This window comes from Reichenbachiella ulvae, assembly GCF_025833875.1.
In the GTDB taxonomy this organism is placed as follows: domain Bacteria; phylum Bacteroidota; class Bacteroidia; order Cytophagales; family Cyclobacteriaceae; genus Reichenbachiella; species Reichenbachiella ulvae.
Map to the genome: position 1 here is coordinate 4,542,501 of NZ_JAOYOD010000001.1, position 20,362 is coordinate 4,562,862.

General features: G+C 41.6%; 20 protein-coding genes and 2 rRNA genes (1 of these 22 running past the window's edge). 11 read left to right on the top strand and 11 right to left on the bottom strand.

The genetic code is table 11. The annotated features are described in order from the left end of the window. The 4 genes from N7U62_RS18555 to N7U62_RS18570 all read left to right on the top strand — a co-directional run. A 23S ribosomal RNA gene (locus N7U62_RS18555) occupies nucleotides 1–1,134 on the top strand (it extends 1,739 nt beyond the left edge of the window). A 158-nt stretch (nucleotides 1,135–1,292) separates the two neighbouring features. Continuing rightward, nucleotides 1,293–1,404, top strand: a 5S ribosomal RNA gene (rrf, locus tag N7U62_RS18560). 186 nt (nucleotides 1,405–1,590) lie between these two features. Beyond that, a complete protein-coding gene (gene gatC / locus N7U62_RS18565; RefSeq protein WP_264139588.1) occupies nucleotides 1,591–1,881 on the top strand; it encodes an Asp-tRNA(Asn)/Glu-tRNA(Gln) amidotransferase subunit GatC in 291 nt (96 codons plus the stop codon). Nucleotides 1,882–1,884: 3 nt separating this feature from the next. After that, entirely contained in the window at nucleotides 1,885–4,599 is a 2,715-nt protein-coding gene (locus N7U62_RS18570) for a hypothetical protein (RefSeq protein ID WP_264139589.1), read from the top strand. Here the strand turns inward: N7U62_RS18570 and N7U62_RS18575 are convergent, their stop codons facing one another. The 3 genes from N7U62_RS18575 to rpsT all read right to left on the bottom strand — a co-directional run bounded on the left by N7U62_RS18575 (nucleotide 4,600) and on the right by rpsT (nucleotide 6,263). Further along, nucleotides 4,600–5,196, bottom strand: a complete 597-nt coding sequence (locus tag N7U62_RS18575; RefSeq protein WP_264139590.1) for a DUF1684 domain-containing protein — start codon at nucleotides 5,194–5,196, stop codon at nucleotides 4,600–4,602. It lies immediately after the preceding gene. A 3-nt stretch (nucleotides 5,197–5,199) separates the two neighbouring features. Further along, the gene (gene radC, locus N7U62_RS18580) at nucleotides 5,200–5,895 is read right to left on the bottom strand and encodes a RadC family protein (RefSeq protein ID WP_264139591.1); all 696 of its coding nucleotides are present in this window, start codon (nucleotides 5,893–5,895) and stop codon (nucleotides 5,200–5,202) included. A gap of 116 nt (nucleotides 5,896–6,011) precedes the next feature. Then, entirely contained in the window at nucleotides 6,012–6,263 is a 252-nt protein-coding gene (gene rpsT / locus N7U62_RS18585) for a 30S ribosomal protein S20 (RefSeq protein WP_264139592.1), read from the bottom strand. A 147-nt stretch (nucleotides 6,264–6,410) separates the two neighbouring features. On the opposite strand from rpsT, the gene N7U62_RS18590 reads away from it, so the two are divergent. Together N7U62_RS18590 and N7U62_RS18595 are read left to right on the top strand one after the other, a co-directional pair. Next, nucleotides 6,411–7,754 (top strand): serine hydrolase domain-containing protein, encoded by a 1,344-nt coding sequence (locus tag N7U62_RS18590; RefSeq protein ID WP_264139593.1) that lies wholly within the window; start codon nucleotides 6,411–6,413, stop codon nucleotides 7,752–7,754. A gap of 208 nt (nucleotides 7,755–7,962) precedes the next feature. Further along, entirely contained in the window at nucleotides 7,963–9,507 is a 1,545-nt protein-coding gene (locus N7U62_RS18595) for an OmpA family protein (protein ID WP_264139594.1), read from the top strand. Between the two features lie 4 nt (nucleotides 9,508–9,511). On the opposite strand, the gene N7U62_RS18600 is transcribed toward N7U62_RS18595, so the two are convergent. The 5 genes from N7U62_RS18600 to N7U62_RS18620 form a co-directional block, all read right to left on the bottom strand. Next, complete coding sequence (locus N7U62_RS18600; protein WP_264139595.1) at nucleotides 9,512–10,669, bottom strand: aminotransferase class V-fold PLP-dependent enzyme; 1,158 nt, start codon at nucleotides 10,667–10,669, stop codon at nucleotides 9,512–9,514. 65 nt (nucleotides 10,670–10,734) lie between these two features. Then, nucleotides 10,735–11,349 (bottom strand): hypothetical protein, encoded by a 615-nt coding sequence (locus N7U62_RS18605; RefSeq protein ID WP_264139596.1) that lies wholly within the window; start codon nucleotides 11,347–11,349, stop codon nucleotides 10,735–10,737. Nucleotides 11,350–11,451: 102 nt separating this feature from the next. Then, nucleotides 11,452–12,714: an LVIVD repeat-containing protein gene (locus N7U62_RS18610; protein WP_264139597.1), complete on the bottom strand. Its 1,263-nt coding sequence runs from the start codon at nucleotides 12,712–12,714 to the stop codon at nucleotides 11,452–11,454. Nucleotides 12,715–12,718: 4 nt separating this feature from the next. Continuing rightward, on the bottom strand, nucleotides 12,719–14,089 hold the full coding sequence (locus N7U62_RS18615; protein WP_264139598.1) for an outer membrane beta-barrel protein: 1,371 nt from the start codon (nucleotides 14,087–14,089) through the stop codon (nucleotides 12,719–12,721). Then, nucleotides 14,076–14,624: an RNA polymerase sigma factor gene (locus tag N7U62_RS18620; RefSeq protein WP_264139599.1), complete on the bottom strand. Its 549-nt coding sequence runs from the start codon at nucleotides 14,622–14,624 to the stop codon at nucleotides 14,076–14,078. Before N7U62_RS18620 ends, N7U62_RS18615 begins: the two co-directional genes overlap by 14 nt. A 133-nt stretch (nucleotides 14,625–14,757) precedes the next feature. Between N7U62_RS18620 and N7U62_RS18625 the strand changes: the two genes are divergently transcribed. Continuing rightward, nucleotides 14,758–16,020 (top strand): type IX secretion system plug protein, encoded by a 1,263-nt coding sequence (locus N7U62_RS18625; RefSeq protein ID WP_264139600.1) that lies wholly within the window; start codon nucleotides 14,758–14,760, stop codon nucleotides 16,018–16,020. Here the strand turns inward: N7U62_RS18625 and N7U62_RS18630 are convergent. Beyond that, nucleotides 15,954–16,844 carry a sterol desaturase family protein gene (locus tag N7U62_RS18630; protein ID WP_264139601.1) on the bottom strand — a complete coding sequence of 297 codons (891 nt, stop codon included), beginning with the start codon at nucleotides 16,842–16,844 and terminating at the stop codon, nucleotides 15,954–15,956. The two genes, N7U62_RS18625 and N7U62_RS18630, sit on opposite strands and share 67 nt — an antisense overlap. Nucleotides 16,845–16,972: 128 nt before the next feature. Between N7U62_RS18630 and N7U62_RS18635 the strand changes: the two genes are divergently transcribed. Both N7U62_RS18635 and N7U62_RS18640 read left to right on the top strand, forming a co-directional pair. Next, a complete protein-coding gene (locus N7U62_RS18635) occupies nucleotides 16,973–17,299 on the top strand; it encodes a Dabb family protein (RefSeq protein ID WP_264139602.1) in 327 nt (108 codons plus the stop codon). After that, a complete protein-coding gene (locus N7U62_RS18640; protein WP_264139603.1) occupies nucleotides 17,299–17,763 on the top strand; it encodes a hypothetical protein in 465 nt (154 codons plus the stop codon). The genes N7U62_RS18635 and N7U62_RS18640 overlap by 1 nt, the downstream gene beginning before the upstream one ends. Nucleotides 17,764–17,765: 2 nt before the next feature. Here the strand turns inward: N7U62_RS18640 and N7U62_RS18645 are convergent, their stop codons facing one another. After that, entirely contained in the window at nucleotides 17,766–18,815 is a 1,050-nt protein-coding gene (locus tag N7U62_RS18645; RefSeq protein WP_264139604.1) for a DUF4421 family protein, read from the bottom strand. Nucleotides 18,816–18,849: 34 nt separating this feature from the next. Further along, nucleotides 18,850–19,443: an HAD family hydrolase gene (locus N7U62_RS18650; protein ID WP_264139605.1), complete on the bottom strand. Its 594-nt coding sequence runs from the start codon at nucleotides 19,441–19,443 to the stop codon at nucleotides 18,850–18,852. A 122-nt stretch (nucleotides 19,444–19,565) separates the two neighbouring features. Here N7U62_RS18650 and N7U62_RS18655 point away from each other — a divergent pair, with 122 nt between their 5' ends. Both N7U62_RS18655 and N7U62_RS18660 read left to right on the top strand, forming a co-directional pair. After that, the gene (locus N7U62_RS18655) at nucleotides 19,566–19,790 is read left to right on the top strand and encodes a hypothetical protein (RefSeq protein WP_264139606.1); all 225 of its coding nucleotides are present in this window, start codon (nucleotides 19,566–19,568) and stop codon (nucleotides 19,788–19,790) included. A 1-nt stretch (nucleotide 19,791) separates the two neighbouring features. Beyond that, on the top strand, nucleotides 19,792–20,337 hold the full coding sequence (locus N7U62_RS18660; RefSeq protein WP_264139607.1) for a GNAT family N-acetyltransferase: 546 nt from the start codon (nucleotides 19,792–19,794) through the stop codon (nucleotides 20,335–20,337). The last annotated feature ends 25 nt before the right edge of the window (nucleotides 20,338–20,362 follow it).

Consider the following 20,362-nt stretch of genomic DNA (forward strand, 5'->3'; position numbering starts at 1 on the left):
TCCGGTGTGGCCGCAGTGAAAAGGCCCAGGCGACTGTTTAACAAAAACACATGGCTTTGCGAAATCGAAAGATGATGTATAAGGCCTGACACCTGCCCGGTGCCGGAAGGTTAAGGGGGGACGTTAGAGGTAACTCGAAGCGTTGAACTGAAGCCCCGGTAAACGGCGGCCGTAACTATAACGGTCCTAAGGTAGCGAAATTCCTTGTCGGGTAAGTTCCGACCTGCACGAATGGTGCAACGATCTGGGCACTGTCTCAGCCATGAGCTCGGTGAAATTGTAGTCGCGGTGAAGATGCCGCGTACCCGCAACGGGACGGAAAGACCCCATGAACCTTTACTATAGCTTCACATTGGTATTGGGTAAATGATGTGTAGGATAGCTGGGAGGCTTTGAAGCTGCGTCGCTAGGCGTGGTGGAGCCGTTGGTGAAATACCAGCCTTTATTTATCTGATGCCTAACCCTATCAGGGGACATTGTGTGGTGGGTAGTTTGACTGGGGTGGTCGCCTCCAAAAGAGTAACGGAGGCTTTCAAAGGTACCCTCAGCACGCTTGGTAACCGTGCGTAGAGCGCAATAGCATAAGGGTGCTTGACTGTGAGGCCTACAAGCCGATCAGGTACGAAAGTAGGATATAGTGATCCGGTGGTTCCGCATGGAAGGGCCATCGCTCAAAGGATAAAAGGTACTCTGGGGATAACAGGCTGATCTCCCCCAAGAGCTCATATCGACGGGGAGGTTTGGCACCTCGATGTCGGCTCGTCACATCCTGGGGCTGGAGAAGGTCCCAAGGGTTGGGCTGTTCGCCCATTAAAGTGGCACGCGAGCTGGGTTCAGAACGTCGTGAGACAGTTCGGTCCCTATCTGTTGTGGGCGTAAGAAATTTGAGAGGCTCTGACTTTAGTACGAGAGGACCGAGTTGGACGAACCTCTAGTGTACCGGTTGTGGTGCCAACTGCACCGCCGGGTAGCTACGTTCGGTGAGGATAAGCGCTGAAAGCATCTAAGTGCGAAACCCTCCTCAAGATGAGATTTCTTTTAAAGGTCGTTATAGACGATAACGTTGATAGGCTGCAGGTGTAAAGGCAGTAATGTCAAAGCTGAGCAGTACTAATTACCTGTAAGCTTTTTATAACAGTGCAAGTGTTTTTTCTTTCATGACGCAATGTCAAGTCCCGCTAAGCGGGAGTATTTAGTACCTAGTACTAAGTATTGGACTTTAAAATATTAAGTGTGAGACAGTAGGTCTCAGTATAGAGCACGCAATACTCTATATGAAACACATAAGATATTATGGTGACTATTGCGAGGGTGTCCACCTCTTCCCATTCCGAACAGAGAAGTTAAGCCCCTCAGCGCCGATGGTACTTGAGTAAAATCCGGGAGAGTAGGTCGTTGCCAGTTTTTATCAAATCCCACCTTAGGTGGATAAACCTTGTTAGCAGTGCTGGCAAGGTTTTTTTATGTCCAATCCCCTAGCATTATGACAGCCAATAATCCCCTTCCGATATATAATATTTGATTTTGAGGGGGAGAGGCATTTACCATCAAGGGTTTTGAGTTAAATTTACTTTTCAAATAGTTAGAAATATGTCTGCAATAGATAGAAATACCGTTCAGAAATTGGCACACCTTTCGAGATTGGAGTTAAGTGAAAATCAAGAAGAGAAGATGATTGGAGATCTAGGTGCTATATTGGATTGGGTAGAGCAATTAGATGAAGTGGATACTGAGAATGTAGCTCCATTAGCCAGTGTAAATGAAGAGGCTTCCGTATTAAGAGTTGATAAGGCGGTTAACTATTTTCAAAACAATGAGGCAACGAAAAATGCACCTGAAAAGGAAGGTGATTATTTTGTTGTACCGAAGGTTTTAGGATAATCTATGATGGATTTTATTTTCTGGAAGGAGTGGAAGATCTATGAGAAGATCGCTTTGGCTCTCTTGTCTTTAGTGCTCCTGATTACTGCTTTTACCAGTGTTTTCTTTAATGTAAATGAATACTCTGGAGTATTTGATTGGAGTATAAGTGCAGGCTTGAATTATGTACAAGATCAAATTTATTCAGACCATTCATTGATACTTGAGGCCTCTGTAGATCAACTTGTCCCATTAGTAGTTCAAAAGTCAGAAGGTCAATTTGTATTAGAAGGTCATTTTTATACTATTGCTCTTTCTATAGTCATTTATATGTTTCTTGCTTTTGCAATCGCAGTTTCTTCTACTCTAAGTCGATTTTGGTTTGTAGTTGGGATGGGATTGCTGGTGGTTCTCGTAGCGTTAAGTGGCTTTGCTGATCTTCAGTTGTTTGGTTTAGGCAGAGAGATGTCCATTGGGATTCCTGCATTATCAACGATAGTTCTAGCCTATTATTTCCATGATATTAAGCCGTATTTTAGTTTATTGATCCGTTGGCTGGCTCTAGTGGTTTGGTTTACGGTATTGGCCTTAGTTATTAATCAATTTTCTGAATCTTCTCAACCATTAATGGCTTTGGCCTATCAGGGTTATTGGATGGCCTTGATATTTACTATCATATTTTCCTTAATGGTAGGACATGAAATTGTTTATGGCATCTTGGTGTTAACTACTCAAAGTTCTACGGATAAATCTAATAGTAATGGATTGCATTTCGTTGTGTTCAGTTTAATCTATCTTCTAAATGTGGCCTTTGTCTACATGAGGAATGCTGGTTATATCGATTGGGATTTTTACTATCTAAATCCTTTTCTGTTACTTCTGACCTCAACAATTCTTGGGGTATGGGGGTTGAATGCCAGATCATTCATGTATGATTCTATCATTCCGTTTAGATCCATAGCATTATATGCTTATTTGGCTCTGGCGGTTTTTTCTTTCATAGTGATAGGTTACTTCCAATATATGGGGAATGATTTGACCATGGAGGTTTTGGAAGACGCTGTGATTTTTGGCCATATTGCTTTTGGCGGAATGTTCTTTGTTTATGTGATAGTGAATTTTATCAATTTGCTTCTAAAAGGCTTACCGATTTATCGGGTGGTTTTTAAGGAGGATAATTTTCCGTATGCTACGGCTAAAATTGCTGGTCTAATAGTAGTAGGAGCCTTCTTTTTTGCTTCTAATTATGCCCCAATGAACCAAGCTATTGCTGGTTTTTTTAATCAAACTGGAGATTTCAAATTGATTGAAGGAAGAACAGCAGAAGCAAAAGAAGCTTATAGAAAAGGGGCCATATATGGTAATATGCTGGGTGATTCTAACGGTGGACATCGCTCCAATTATTTGTATTCCACTTTAGAAGATGATCTGCCGAAAAAAATAACATGGCTGAAGAATTCAACCAAAAAGAATCCAACTCCGCAGAGCTTTATCAATTTAGGGTTGGCCTATGAAAAGAACTCTCAGATATTCGATGCGATGTTTACCTATCAGGAGGCCATAAGTGCTTTCCCTGAAAATTGGGCCATACAGAATAATTTGGCAATGCTTTATTTAAGAATGGACGTTTTGGATTCGGCGGCCTATTATTTGAACTTAGATAATGATGCAAATGATTGGCAATCTGCAATTCTACAAGCTAATCAATTGGCACTGGATGCTCAGAGTGGTACAGTTAAGGATTATATAGCGGGAAATCGAATTGACGTACAGGCCAATGAGCTTGCGACGAGCATACTATATGGCTCAGAAATGGTATACCAGGATGAGGTAAAGGGACTGGGTAGTAGTTTGAATTTGGTGACTTATGCCTATCTAAAAAATCTGGGATTGTATTGTGCTAAAACAAAGGATGATCGTTTTTTGACACGAATAGATGACTTCCTAAATAATTCAGCTAATGCTGATTACCATTTTGATTTGGCTATGGTCAAGGCATTTAATCTTTATGAATTGGGAAAGGTTAAAGATGCTTTTGTGTTGATGAATGATCTTTATAACAGAACAGCAGAGCCAGAAGCGATCATTCCTATGATATTAGGTAAATGGAGCATGGAATTGGGGGCAATCAAACTGGCGAGCACCTATTTTGAAACTGCTAGAGAAAATGGCTACCCCTTGTCAACTGCAGATCTGGTTCAATCCTATGCTATGATGGGTGACCCTTCTGTGGCAATTTATCTTTGGGAAAAAGAAATGAAGACTCTGGATACTACGGAGGTAAACTTAGAAGTATACTCAGCTTTAAATGATGCGTTGGCAACAGGAGAAGAAACCTGGACTAAGAATTTGTATTCATTTGAAAAGGAAAGGTCACTTCTGTCTCAAGTGACAGCTGCAGATTTGGATAGTACTGCTAAGGCACAGGCTTACCGAGCACTTGGTGACAATAACCCATTCTATGTAGAGGGGGTGCTGGCTGCTGTAGGCTTTTTTAACGCTCAGCAGGACAATGATCAGGCATATGGAATGCTACTTGATGCAATTACGGTTAATGCTTATTCTGCGCCGCTTATTAAGGCATATATAGATCAATGTCTGGAGATGGGTTTGATCAACTATGCAGAGTCTACTGTGATTAGGTTGATAGATGTCCTTGATCAGGAAGATTATCAGGCTTATGAAGTGGCATTTGAAGCGAAGAAGGAAGCGGTAATAGTAGCACTGGATAATTGGTAATTATATGTAATTTTTTTCCCCAGCTCTAATTTCTATATCCAACAAATTTTCTTTTGGTGGAAGGGGGCAAGAATAATCGTGGTTGTAATTGCAATAGGGATTATAGGCTCTATTGAAGTCGATGGTTATTCGAGTTGCTCTGGTGAAATCTAAATCAAGATAGCGTCCTCCACCGTAGGTCTCATTGGCGCTGGTTTGATCCGCAAAGGCAGTGAAAAGTGTTCCTTCTTCGGTGTTTTTAAGAATTAAGAGTTGATGATCCTGCCCTCCTAATGTAAATGATGCAATGGCATATTTCCTGTATTCAGTACTGCTTCCATCCGAATTGGGGAGGGTTATTAGTCTTTTTTCTTCTATCAATGAAACCTTCGCAATTACTTTGTATTCCTGATTGATCGGGAAATACTTGAGCTGGACAGTTGTGTCCCCATAGATGTAAAAAGGGGAATTAGAAGACGTACTCAGGTAATTGTCTTTCTCTGTTCTTTCTTTTTGGATCTCTTCGTTATAGGCCTCTGTTGATTCTGAATCTTTTTCGGGAATGAATATGAAGACCAATAAAGCAATAATGGCTATTGCAGGAATTATTTTTTTCATGATTTAAAGAATAGCTGAATCGGCAAAACTGAAATAATTATGGTCTGTAAAGATAATATGATCGATGACGGGTATTTCTAATATCCGACCAGCTTCTTTCAGTTTTTTGGTGAGTTGGATGTCTTGCTGACTAGGTTGAATGTTGCCAGAAGGGTGATTGTGAACCAGAACTATAGAACTGGCTAACTCCTCCAATGCTCTTTTGAAAATGATTTTGCTATCGACCACAGTTCCAGAGACTCCTCCAGTACTGATTTGTTCTTTTTTGATGACCTGGTTGGCTCGGTTAAGATAGCAAACCCAGAATTCTTCATGAGGCAAATCTAAAAGATTGGCTTTCATGTACTGATAGAGGTCTTCAGAGCTTAATATTTTGACTCTCTTCTGTGGCTCGGATTCCTTTCTTCTTCGCCCGATTTCCAGTGCAGCTATTATGGCTATTGCTTTTGCCTCTCCTATACCATTGAATTTCTTTAGATCATGTAGGGAGAGTTTGGCTAATTGATTGAGGTTGTTTTCTGTACTTGCCAGGATTTCTTGAGAAACCTGTACTGCAGACATTTTTGCCGTGCCACTGCCTATCAAGATTGCTATTAATTCCGCATCAGAAAGGGTGGCTTTTCCTTTTAAGATTAGCTTTTCTCTTGGACGATCCTCCTCAGCCCATTTTTTGATTGTGAGGGACTGGTCGTAGGGCATAGTTCTATTGATTGGTTCTTAATAAAACTAATGGATTTGAAACGAAATGTAAAAGAGAAACAAAAAAAGTCCTGACTGAAGTAGCCAGGACTCAATATCTTCAAGAAACTGATGAATTATAGAGAAGCTACCAGCTTAGTCAATTTTGACTTTTGGTTAGCCGCTTTGTTTTTATGAATGATGTTGTTTTTAGCCAACTTGTCGATCATCCCTGTTACAGTTTTCAACAATTCTTGCGCTTCAGCTTTATCAGACGTGTTTTTCAATCTCTTTACAAAAGTACGAGTTGTTTTGTGCTGATATCTGTTTCTCAATCTCTTAGCCTCGTTAGACCTGATTCTTTTTAAAGCCGATTTATGATTCGCCATTATATAAAGTTGTTATTTTCTAATTTTGGACTGCAAATGTAGGAGTATTAGATTTAAATAAAAATTCTTTTGCCAAATATATTGTGTGTTCCAGCATGAATATTTAGACTGCATTTCCATTCGAAATCAAAGGATTAAATGAATTTTATGAGACACTGCTGGTTTGTGGTTTTGCTTTGTGTTTTACTCTCTACACTCAATTCCCATGTCGTTTATTCTATCGCCTTGGACTCTCTGTTTTCTGTAAACAGAATAGATAGTCTGGAAAGAGTAAATCCTTCGCAATTGGGTATTGATTCTCTCAAGCTATACAGGGGTATAGATTCGGTGATACATGTAGCAATAGACAGCGGCGCATTTCCGGGTTGCCAAATTTTGCTGGCAAAGGGAGGGAAAGTGTTTTATGAGCGAGCTTTTGGTTTTCATACTTATGATAGCGTGAGAGAAGTGTCTTTGTCGGACCTTTATGACTTGGCCTCTGTTACTAAAGTAGTGGCGGCAACTAATGCGCTGATGAAGCTATATGATATGGGTATTATTGATTTGGATCAAACATTAGGCTATTATTTTCCCTATCTCAAACATTCTAATAAAGCGGATTTAAGCCTAAGAAAAGTTCTGGCACACCAATCGAGATTAAAAAGCTGGATACCCTACTATAAAGAATCAAGGCGAAGAAACGGGAAGTACCGTTGGCATACTTTCAAGAACGATTCTTCAGATCAATACCCCATTAGAGTGCCTGGATCGGATCTTTACATGTACAAGGATTACTATGAGAAAAAGGTTAAGCGCATGATCAAAAGGTCTAAGCTATATGATGAAGAAGGCTATGTCTATTCTGGGCTTTCGTTTTATTTATACCCTGAGTTGGTTGAACGTCTGACAGGTCAATCCTTTGATGTGTTTCTAGATTCAGTATTTTATCAACCACTAGGCGCCAGGTCTTTGGGCTTTGAGCCCTTGAATGAGTATCCTTTGGATCAGATCGTTCCCACCGAAGTGGATAGTTTCTTTAGGATGACTCCATTGCATGGTGTGGTTCATGATGAGGGAGCCGCCGTGATGGAAGGGGTGTCAGGTAATGCCGGTCTGTTTAGCAATGCGGGTGATTTGGCCAAAGTATTGCAAATGTGGCTGAATGAAGGTGAGTACGCAGGTCAAAGATACCTGAGTGATTCGGTTATTCGGGAGTTTACCAGATGTCAATATTGTGAGCTTGATAATAGACGCGGCTTAGGATTTGACAAGCCATTGATTGAATATGACTCTACTAAAAGTAGTGTAGCTAAAGCGGCAAGTCCTAATAGTTATGGGCATAGTGGTTATACGGGTACTTTGGTTTGGCTCGATCCAGACAACGATCTTATGTTTATTTTCCTATCCAATAGAGTTTACCCTACCAGAGCCAATCCTAAAATATATCAGATGAATGTAAGACCTGCTATTCACAATTTGGTCTATGATTTGCTAGAAAAAGAAAAATCCTGAACTGCCCAGGATTTTCTTCTATATGATGTCGAGGATCGACATGCTAATTATAGGTTATTATTATGTCCGGTAGTAATTTAACTAAATATTAGTTAAATGCGAATTATTACAATTAATTCTTGAAATATTCATAATCTTAGATCTGTTTGATTGAATAGTTGGAATTGAGTGGATAGCGTAGCATTTTTACATTATAAGCACGAAGCACATGAGGGGTATTGCGATATTGATTGGTTGTCTGTTAGGGTCTCAGATTGGGTTTTCCCAAATTGAGGTATTTAGTGATCAACTGTCAGTTGGGGATTCTTTGAATAGCCCATTTGACGAGTCTACTGTAATACTAAGTCCTGACGAAAGCCAATTGTATTTCACCAGAAAAAATCATCCAGAGAATGTAGGTGGAGTGGACGACCCGGGAGATGTGTGGTATTCGGAACACCAAATAGACGGGACCTGGTCAGATCCGGAAAACCTCAAAAGTGTAAACACTCCAGGTCTCAATCAAATGGTTGGTTTTTTGGATATAGAAAGAAGAATCCTAGTACAAACAGATACTGGTCTCAAATCCTATTATAGAGTAAGTGGAAGGTGGTTTGATTCTGATCCAGTAGAGGTAGAATATCTAAAGAATCAGGGAGAACATTTTTCAGCTACGATTTCGGACAATGCTAAAATCATGCTGATTGCGATGGAGTCTTTTGGAACTTACGGTGTTGAGGATCTTTATGTGAGCCAGCTTCAGCCCAATGGGAAATGGAGTTCGCCTAAGAACCTAGGTGGTACTCTCAATACCCCACATCAAGAAATAACCCCGTTTTTAGCGGCAGACAATAAGACCTTGTTTTTTTCTAGTAATGGCAGAGGAGGCCAAGGTAGTTTTGATGTTTTCATGTCTACTCGTTTGGACGATACCTGGCTCAATTGGTCAGAACCTAAAAATCTGGGACCTAGGGTAAATACTTCTGGATGGGAGAGCTCCTTCGTCCTACCAACTGAAAAGGAGTTTGCTTTTCTGATAAGTACTCAAAACAGCGAGGGCTATGGTGACATCAAGATGGTGAGGGTCGCTCAGGAAATCGAAAAGTTGGAAGAAGAAATAGTCGAGGAAGAACCAGTTGCAGAGGTAGTTCAAAAGAAATTTGTGCCCATTCATGGCGAGGTGCGTGATCAGGTGACTCGTAGGGTGATTGTCGGAGCAGAAGTTGAGGCTGTAATTTTCCCATCAGGTGAGAAAAAGAAAGCTCGTACCAATAGAATGGGACAGTTTACCCTGAATGTAACTGATGGTGAGCGTTACAATGTAAAGGCTCGGGCTTTTCAATATATGACTGCAGAGATAGAGTTGAGTGCAGTGGAAGCTGCTTCGGGAGAAAGCTACACTTTCGAATTGAACCCGGTGATAGAAGGAAACACGGTTGCGCTCGATAATGTGCTGTTCAAAAGAGGACAAAGCGAATTGATTGAAGGCTCAGAAAAGGAATTGGATCTGGTAGTGGAAATGATGAAATACAATCCAGATATATCCATTTTCTTGTCAGGCCATACCGATAATCAAGGAGACGCCAAACTTAATTTGAAGCTGAGTGAGGAAAGAGTCAAAACGGTGAATCGATATTTAGTTTCTCATGGGATAGCCGAAGAAAGAATCAACGGCAAAGGTTATGGGGGTACCAAACCAAGAGCTAGCAATGCGAGCCCAGAATCCCGAAAACTCAACCGTAGAGTTGAGTTTACCATTCAGAAAAAAGATTAGTCCTTCAAGTCAATCGTTCGAATAATTGGTCAATGTCTTCAGTGGAATGATACATACCAAACCCGAATCTCAAACGATCCTCTCTACAGTCAGTGATGATGTCTAATTCTCTTAGCTGACGCTGAATTTGCTGTGCATTTTCTGTTCGAAATGTTAAAAAATGGCCAAACTTTGTAGTTCCTTCCTGGATATGAATGAGGTCCATTTTGTTCAATCCAAAAATGTTTTGAGACTCCAGTTGGTTGATAAAATACGCTTGCAGACTACTTATGAAATTGTGAATGGCTGTAATATCTATCTTTTGCTCTTTCCAAGATTTAAGTACGCTGTGCATTCGGTAAATACCTGAAGGGTCTGTAGTAGCGCCTAAAAACCGACTCGCATCTGGGGCATAACTAACCGTATTTTCATGGTTATCCAATGAATCAAATTCGGCAAACCAACCCGTGTACAAAGGTCTGTAATGGCTCGCGGTATTAGGCACAGTCATGAAGCAAACCCCTTCTCCTGATTGCAGGTATTTGTAGCCGCCAGCCAGGTAAAAGATCCGATTTTCTAATTTTTTCAGACTTGTCGGAATAGCTCCCATGGCGTGATAGCCATCCACTACGATCATGGTTTTGTCTGTAACCGACTGGGCTAATTCCTCCATGAAATCGATCGCAAGACCTGAATTGAAAAACACCTGACTGATATATACGATATCATAGTCCTTTTCTCTGAGTTGATTTAAAAACCTTGCTTTTAGACCTAGAAAAGGAAGCGTTGGTACTTGATCCACTGTGATATTGTCATATTCGCTGAGTCGAAGTGCCTGACGGCTGAAGCTATAAAATTCAGAATCCGTACTTAGGATATTGAGTGTTTTTCTTAAATCAAAGCAGGAAACTAGCCGAAAAAATAAGGTGTGCACATTGGGGGCAAAACAGATTTGGTTGGGATCTGATAGCTCCAAATGTTGGGCTAGGAGTTGTTTGCATTCTTTCTCAACTGGAGCGATGGCTTCACCCCATTTTTCATCTGCCCATCGATAGGCATCTTTTACATATTGGTTTTGTGCCTCTTGTACGCAATCTGGCCATAGATGATGGCTATGTGCCCCGAAGTGTAAAGTTTTTCCCAGAGCCAAAAGACTCTTTTGGTAAAGCAATTTATAATTCATTTCATTTTTGGGTATAAAAAAAGGGTAAGCCAAACTTACCCTTTTTTTCGAAATCTTCAGATTGTCTATTTGATGATGTTTTCATCTACCAGCGCTTTGACAATCACTCGAGCATAAACCTTGGTAGTGCTCTTGTTCGGGTCGGTAATGGTGCTCTGTGAAGCCCACAATAGTGCATCCTTGCTTGGCTCCCCTTCTTTCAGTTCATAGAAATGATTTTCTACTAAATAGGAAGTAGTCTCATTGTAGTACCCAGGGTTATAATATACGGGCCCATATCGATATCCATAGTAGTAGCCAAAGCCTCCATAATATCCATAACTGGGGCTTCCAGGGACATATTCAAGGGATTTTTCGCTGTCTACTACAACTGTCGAAATAACCGCGTCTACTCCGTTTTGGATCAGTATTTCTTTTAATTTTTCTACTTCCAGATTTTTGGTTTCCATGGGGTTGATCATGCTCATGCCGGTTACCGCATTGAAGCCTTGTTGACCAAGGACTTCCACCATGTACTGTTGGTAGTTCATCGCTACATCCAGATTTTTAGTGGCACAGAACACGGCGATTTTATCATATTTCGCCCCTTCGTAGTTGTTTTTGGTCCAGGTGTAAGATAGGGTTGGTGCACAAGAGGAAATAACTAGCCCTAATGCCGCCATTATTAGAAAATTCTTCATTGGTTTTATGATGGATTAATTTAAAAATTGAGCGAAAGTTAAAAAGAAAAGCTGATAAGAAGAGCTATTCTTCCTATCAGCTGGTTGGCCGTGGTTCAGGGATTAAAAGGGAATTGAACTCAGCAATTTGAGTTTATCGTTGCAATCGTATTCATATTGGTAGAAACCATCTTCTCCTACCATAAAAAGTATATTGTCCAGGGGGATTACATCAAAGGCGTGCACTCCTTTGTGATGCTTAATCATTTGGTCCCCAATGGTCATAGGATTACTGGAGTTAAATAGTTTCAGCCCATATTCCCCTTCGGCTATAAAAAGGCAATCTCCATTTATACCCAATCCATGTGGGTTTTCCATTTCGTGTGTCACGAGCAATTCGGGTTGGTGAATATCAGAGATGTCAATGACGTCCAATTGGTTGGAGAATGTTTCACATTCTGTCCCTGATCTCAATGTGACATAGGCCAAATCTCCTGAAACTACTACTGGGTCACAGGCATTGACATGAGAATAGGTCGAAACATGAGTGGGAAGCTCTGGGTTGGAATTGTCATAGATATGCATGCCTGTTCTGGCACCTAAGAACAATTTGTCCTGGTACGGGAAAATGGTTTCGATACCCCAGCCGAGCTGTATTTCATTTCCGGGAATAGGACTGTCGAGTGTATGAATATCGAAAAGCTTCATCTGCCAATCGTTGATGGTGTAGAGGTAGTTGTCCATAATGGTGAAGCGAGCCATAGACCCACCAACGCCGGTACCTCCAGAACTTCCCCCACCGTTGATAGGCGAAAAGTCTAGGGTTTCAAACATAATTATTTCCTCACCACATTCTACATCATACTCTCTTTCCTCTATGTTATAATCAATCAGAACTTCTCCTGTTTCTGCATTGAGATAATAGTACTCGTTGAAAACATCTTCCAGGCGGTTGACCTCTTTTATGTTTTTCTTATCAGAAATATCCAGAATGACCAAATCCATGTAATTGTCGGCATATAGGAAGTCTCCCTTAGCGGCCAGATCCTTATTGCCGGGCAGGTCTATAAAGCCCACTTTTTCTGGTCGACTGGGGATGCTGTTGTTGATGACATGTATGCCCTTGTTGATTTCCGAAATAAAAAGATGGTTGTCCTTGTAGTACAGTTTGCCAGGTGATTGTAAAACTTGCGGTCCGACAAAATCAGCCGTAACCCTAACTTCACTCAACGGAGCATAGATAGGCTCGTAGTGCATGTAGGTAGGCTTGTCACAGTTTTCCTGGCAGCTGCCCAATAAGGTCAATAGGATCATAAAAAGTGTTCCGTATAGGATTAGCCTTTTCCACTCTTTTGTTTTTCTTAAGTTTTCTGATTGGGTTTTCATGGTGTTAGAATATGTATTTCAGACCAAAGGCAAGTCCTACGCTACGGGGTTTGCCCTGGCTGGAATGGTTCGAATTGGTGAAGTCTGTAAGAGCCTGATTGTAATTAGGCTCCAGTGTTACCTGATAATTTCTGAAGAATCGGTATCCGAATTCCAATCCAGTGCTGAAATTGAAATAGACCGATTCATAGTCGTTAGAAGTGTCCAGGTCGTTGCTTAGTGATTGACTGCCGTGACTTTCAAGTTGTGCATTCATTAGGAAATTAGAAGCCAGCCCGGTATTGAATACGATGTTGAATTTACGATCCAAGAGCACATAACCGGCTTTTATAGGGACAGTGATGTATTGGTATTCGTTACTCAAACTCACGTTGCCTGCTGCCTCTAAGGCTTCAGAGTCAGCAGCGGTGTTAAAGGCTTCATCGGTTCTACTGCCTGTCAAGGCAAAGTAGTCTCCATTTTGGCTAACCAGTCCTGTTTGAGCATCATCAGTATTAAAGGCCTGATAGTGCAATCCAGTACTAAGAATGATTTTTTTGCCCACTCGGGTCCCTACATTCAAACCAGCCGAAATAGAATATCCCGGATCGTAATCCAATTCTTCATTGTTGACCGTATTGCTTTGATTAAAAGTCAACTCGGATGTGGGATCAGAGGCCATCATCATATCCGATTGATTACCACTGCCAAAGGCGGGGTTGAAACTGCCTGAATTCATGCTGACGCCAGCCCATAACTGTTGTTCCTCCTTATCTTCTATATAAGCGGTATTTGGTACACCGTAGAGATGGTAGGGTAGCTCGGGTTTATCTATCGCTGCTTCATAATCTACCTCTTTACCATCCAACTGGGCAATCAGGTAGGGTTCTGCTGTCCTGGTTCTGTATCCTGCCTTCACTTCCGAATTGGGTTCTTGTTGGTCAATGATCGGAATTACCTGTTCCAAATTCTCTTTTGGAGTAGATCCAGACAAATTCTTCTTTTTGACCGCCTCTAAAGCGGGTACACTGCTAGCAGGAGACTCATTGTTTTCCAGGTTTTTTGAATCTGGGAAAATGCTTTTCTCAGTACTGGTGATGGTAGCCTCAGTAGCCTTCGATTCATTTTGAATACTATTGGCTTCTATCAAGTTCCGATTGTTTGGGTCATCAGTGGAGGGAGTTGTGGCCCAGTAGCCGACACCCAATAGCGCAAGTAAGCCAACACAGGCAGCCGCGCTCCATTGATAAAACAATAGTCGTTTTTTGTATTTTTCTGCTTCTTGATTGGCCAACTGACCATCTATTGCAGTCCAGATATGGGCAGGCGGTGTTTGCTCGGCCTTTTCAAAGGCGTCTCCCCACTGTTCCTCGAATGTTCTCTCAGCCTCTTCCATAGTTCTTTTTTGTTTCTTGCAGCTTTTTTTGCAGGAGCTCCTTGGCTCTTGCATATTGTGATTTGGAAGTCCCCTCGCTGATGTCTAGCATCTCTGCTATTTCTCTGTGCTTGTATCCCTCAATGGCATAAAGGTTGAAAATAACCTGACTGCTCTGAGGTAAATCCTGAATCATTTTGAGCAGGTCGTCCATACTGTGCTCATTGAGCTTTAGATGTTCGTTACTGCTCTCTTTGAGGTCGGTTACATCTACCATCGGGTAGAGATATAGTTTGCTCCTCTGGTGATTCAGTGCCGTGTTAATCACAATTCTTTTGATCCAATAATAAAGCGAGGATTGCTGCTTGAATTGCTGGAGGTCTTTGAAAACCTTGATGAAAGATTCCTGAAGGATATCTTCGGCTTCTAACTGGGCTCGGGTATAGCGCTTGCAAATGACAAACATCCCAGGGGCAAACTGTTGATACAGCGCCTCCTGTGCTTTTCGATCTCCCTTGAGACAAGCCTTTATCAGTTTGTTTTCCTCTTTCAGCATGCAGCTGATCTTGATTATTATTTGATTCCCCCTAAAGACACGGTGGCGTGACTTTTGGTTGGATTACAAAATGAAAAAAATATTTTTTCTTCAGAATCCTCCTATCAAAGTTAAGCCTAGTTAATATTGAATCATGAAAAGTCGACTACATCTATGGGTTTTTGTTGCCTGCTTCATGGCTGGCTCTGCAACTGCCCAGGACAGCCAAGTATATCAGAATCAAAAGTTTGACCAGGCAGTAGGCACTGTTCAGCTGTATCCGCTGGTCAATACCGGAGATCAGGAAATGCGTGCTCCTATCATCACGCTTGATCAGACGACAGAGCTTTTGCTGCAGTTCGATATGCTTACCGAAGAGTATGACATTCTTCAGGCTAAAATCATTCATTGCAATTCGGATTGGACTAAATCAGTGCTGAACGATATTGAATTTCTGTATGATTACAACACCTTCGATATTCGCGATTTCGAATACAGCGAGAACACCCGACAGCTCTATGTCAACTACTGGATGAAAATGCCCAGAGTGAAATTATCGGGCAATTATGTGGTGCAGGTTTATCGAGAGGGTAGGCCTGATGATGTGATTTTGACTCGTCGATTCATTGTATACGAGCAGAATATCTCGATAAACCCGGGTTATAGAGCCTCGACTAGTGTACGTTTTCGACAAAGCAATCAGCAGATTGATTTTGCTATCAATTATACGGCCATGGATGTGACCAATCCGATGAGGGAGTTCAAAGTGGTGCTGAGACAAAACAACCGTTGGGACAATGCAATTTTTGATTTGCAACCCACTAGCGATAACCGAGCTAACTCTACTTTGGAATATCGCCATTTCAACGCAGAGAATAATTTTAAAGGAGGTAATGAATTTCGGTTCTTTGATATCCGGGTATATAATTTTCGAGGCATCAATGTCTCCAGAATCGACAAAGACAACAAAAGAATAGATGCCTATCTGGCGACCAGCGAATCAAGAGGCAATTCCGTCTATTCGCAAAGTAGACAGGATATGAACGGCTCATTTTTTATTATGACCAACGAAACAGGGGCGAGCTATCTCGAAGCAGATTATATTCATGTGCATTTTGATCTTAAGACCAGCCAGGTTCCTCAGGAAGTTTACGCCATTGGTGCCTTCAACGATTGGGCGAAGAACGAATCCAGTAGATTGACTTATAATCCTCAAGCTCAATCTTATCAAGGTGTGGCTTTACTCAAGCAGGGCTATTATGATTACATGTATTGGGTGGATGGGGACGATCCTTATTTGTTTGAAAACTCCTTTTATCAGACAGAAAACGAATACGATATTTTGGTTTACTATAGGGGCTTTACGGATTTGGCCGATCGCGTGGTGGGTTTTGCTTCTTTCAAATCTGTACCTTGATACTCGATGGGTTCACGGTATTTTTGAAATGGGATGGCCAGTAGGTTTTTGAGGCTTTCATTCTCCTTTGGATCCATATGGGTGTCTACCCCATACTTCACTTCATTCAGATCATCCACATATTCGAAAGTGCCAAACATGCGATCCCATATCGAAAAGATATTGCCATAGTTAGTATCAGTCCAGGGCTGCCTGTAGTGATGGTGTACTTTGTGCATATTAGGCGTGACCAGAATGTAACTCAGCGCCTTGTCCAATCGACCGAAAATGGGTGTATTGGCATGTGTCAGGTGAGCAAAAAGGACCGAGAGACTTTGGTAGAGCATGACTATGCCCATAGGAGCTCCAATTAACATCACAGCTAAAATGGTGAAGCCTATTCGAAAGACTGTTTCGCCTGGGTGGTGTCTGAGTCCAGAGGTCACATCGATGTGGGTGTCACTGTGATGGACGAGGTGAAACTTCCACATCCATTTCACTTTGTGTTCGACGAGGTGAACGAGATAAGCACCGATTGCATCCATGAGCAATATACCAACCACTACCTGCAGCCAAAGAGGCATAGGGACAATGTATAATAGCCCGATTTCATTGGATGAGACATAGTCTGAAGCCATCAAGAGTACACCGGCGAGTCCAAATCCAACGATCATGGTAGTAAGTGTCAAAAAAAGATTTACTTCGGCATGTTGGATTTTTTTGTATTGAAAAGCCATGAGAGGAATGACCCCTTCCAGAATCCAAAAAAGTACCAGCCCTCCTATCAAAATAGAGGCTCTGAACCAGGTGGGTACCTCGGCAAAGAAATCAACTATTGCTTCCATAATCGTCACGCTTGTGTCTCTAAAAATAAGCAAAATATTTATTGGGAGAGATGAGAACAGATAGATCCATACATATTTGTTAGCTAGCGGATTCTCTACTATTATCGCAGCAGGTTATTTGATACATTATGGAAAAAGAACTCACACATTATTTTGCACACACCGTGCTTTTTTGGTTGAAAGACCCAAACAATCCTGAAGTGCAAGAGAAATTCGAAAGAGAAGTGAAGAAGCTTATTGCTAGCTCTAAGTACGCTCATTTTGGGCATGTCGGTAAACCAGCTGGGACCGATCGCGTAGTGGTGGATAACTCGTATACCTATTCGATGATCGTGACATATGAATCTCAGGAGGATCATGATGCCTATCAGGTAGAAGATGTGCACCAGCATTTTATTGCCGAATGCAAAGACCTCTGGGAACGCGTGCAGATCTATGATGTACATCGTATCTAATGTATCTATTTGAGAAAACCTGGAAGGAACTTAGTCTTTGGAGTCCGCTATGGCTGCTAGCAGCCATATTTGGTAACCCAGTATATAATGTAGTGGCCTATTATGTCTGTATCGAGCTGGGCTATTATCAAGATCTGAGCACCAATGTGGTGCAGGTCAATTTGGGATTCTTTATTCTGGTGCTGCTGATCTTGTTTGCCCTTAGATATGTAATTTACCGTATTGTCTATGTGGTCAAACTAAAGGATCAGATGACAACATGGTTCTTTTTAGAGGCTTTTGCTGAACGACATAAGTTCCAACTCATTAGTTTGGCTACATTTTTTATGTGGATCAGTGAGGTAGAGGGCAATGTCGCAGGTTTTATTTATTTTCCTATCACTATAGTTTTGACGCTGAGTGTTTCAGTGATTACACTGAACCGCTTGTTGAAAATGGGTAAATATCTGGAGGGGCTAAAGTAGAATTAGATCAGTCGATTGAGCACCTGCGATCTAGAGAAGATAGGCGGTCGATCGAAGCGATAACCCACAAAAAAACGTAGGGTGTTGTAGCCTCTTTTTAGATAAGAGTCTTCTTCTGTGTTTTCTATGGAAGTGGCCCCAAATGAAGTGACTCCCATAAAGAATCTTTTTCCATTATAGCCCATAGCCATTCGCGCAGTTATGCTTGCTTCACTTTCCCATTTGCTGTATGCTGAGCGGTTGGATGTCTTTCTTCCATTTTGATACAGAGGACCGAACCCCAGAGCCAATGAACCTGATAGATAGAAACGATGGAACAAGACCAGCGTATAGGCATAGCCCCCACTGATCCCAAAGTTGAGAAAGGAAACGCTCCTGAAGTCTCTGCTGATATCTGCAACATCGTGTAGTTGGTGTGGTATCAATGTAGAGTCTGCTTGCATCAGATAGTAGTTGGCATATCCTCCAAAGACCCATGATCCAGCACTTTTCATTTGCCTTTCGGCCTGTGTAAAAGCGGCGCGATAAGAAAACTTTTGATTGTTCTGAATAAAAATACCTGAGGCATTCAGATTCAATGTCTTGATGTCTGGTCGTATAGGGTGTATTGACGAATTGTAATTAGGGATCGTACTGCCGGAATTGGAATGGTGAAAGCCCCGATAGCGTTGCATGGCCAGATCTATGGCCCATTTTCTGGTGTAGATGTTGGATTGAAGGTCGAAAGATTGAGTTCTCCCATATTTTTCATCATCATTGTTAACTGCAGGAAGGTTAAAGGCGGCATTGAGCGCGAGCCAGCCTGTCGCTATCCCCAGACCCACATTGAGATTCTCATTGGGTTTGAACAAATACTCTTGATCAGTGGCCTTGTCATAGTGAATCAGAGAAACCGACTTAATCATGGCCAGATGGCGAATGGCCAATTGGTCTCGATAATCTACAATGTAGTCTTGGTTGTAATCAAGATCATTGCTACTAGAAGGAGCCTGACCCCACGCAAGAGAGGAGCAGATTAGGACAATAAATGACACCAGGTAGATTGGACGCATGGCCTAATTTACCAAAAGAGCTGTAAATATGGAATTACAAATACTGCGTGACATCCACCACCTTCATGCCAGCTGTTTCAGCAGCGATCATGCCGGGTTTCCCGTCCTCATACACCACACAGTCAGTAGGGTCGATTTGAATCAATTCTGAGCACTTAAGGAAAGTTTCTGGATGAGGCTTGAAGTTTTGAACATCTGTAGCAGTCACTACGTGCTCAAAGTAGTTTCCTAACCCAAACATTTTGAACATTCTGGTCACGGTCTCTCTATTGCTCCCTGTACCTACTGCCATTGGTAGCTTATCCTGATATTGCTTGATGATTTCCATCACTGGCTCGATCAATGTGATTTTGTCCAGATTCTTATCTACAAACTCACGCTTGCGCTGCAAGGCAGCATCAACATCAAAATTTTCAATACCATGATCTTTGGCAATCAGGTGCATGGTATCTCTGGTAGGAATACCTCCTCGACTCAGGAAAACATCGTGCGGATATTCTACGCCCCAAGGTTCGAGACTGTAATTGTAGGCAGTAAAATGCAATGGCATAGAATCTAGAATTGTACCATCCAAATCGAAAATCAAACCCTTCACTCCGGCAGGAACCGGTACCATCACTGACTGCATAAATCTTTTTTGCTGCAAACTTAATGTGAAGAAGAGACAAATGCACCTCAGCGAAAGTCATAGTGCTTCTTTGGGGAATGATTTAACGAAACTATAACTTAGCCGAATCGGTTATACCATATATGTTTCTATTACAATTTCCCCCAGATCATCCTCATTATCAAAAGACGCTTGATTTTTTCAAGGAAAACTCTCTTGCTCATCAAGCGGAGGTGAAAGAGGATGTTACCGTTCCTCAAATAGTAAAAGGAGAAAAAGTTTACGAAGGAATAGAATCCATCGAGCAACTCCTCAATGAACTGAAAGACTACTACGGAGGATATTACAATTGTAGCTGTGCCAGGTGATATGAATAGATATAAATATCGGGATGGATTAGAGTCTGAACGTCTGAAAACACGTTTTCTACAGTTAGCTGATGTAGATGTATGGGAGGAGTTTTACACGCGTGAAGAGAATAGCAAATACCTGCTCAATCTGGGAGGCTCCACGCCAAAGGAAAATGCAAGGCTGGCGGTCGAGCGTCAATTGAAAAGGTATAAACAGAAGACATATGGTCTACAAGCATTGATTGAGAAGTCTTCAGGCCAATTGATAGGGCAGTGTGGGGTATTGTCTCAGGATGTCAATGGCCGTTTAGAATTAGAGGTAGGTTATCAGCTGTTCAATAATTATTGGGGAATGGGATATGCTACCGAAGCTGCCCAGCTTTTTAGAGATTATGGTTTTAAGGAGTTGTCTGCTGAAAGCATCATTTCTATTATAGATGTTGAAAATCTTCCCTCACAGCGGGTAGCAGAAAGAAACGGTATGAAATGCGCTGAACAGATCAAATATATGGGTTTCGATGTTTTTGTCTATCGCATCACTAAACCTGAATGGGAGAAATTGTAATAATTGTCGATTTCTCGCTACTAAT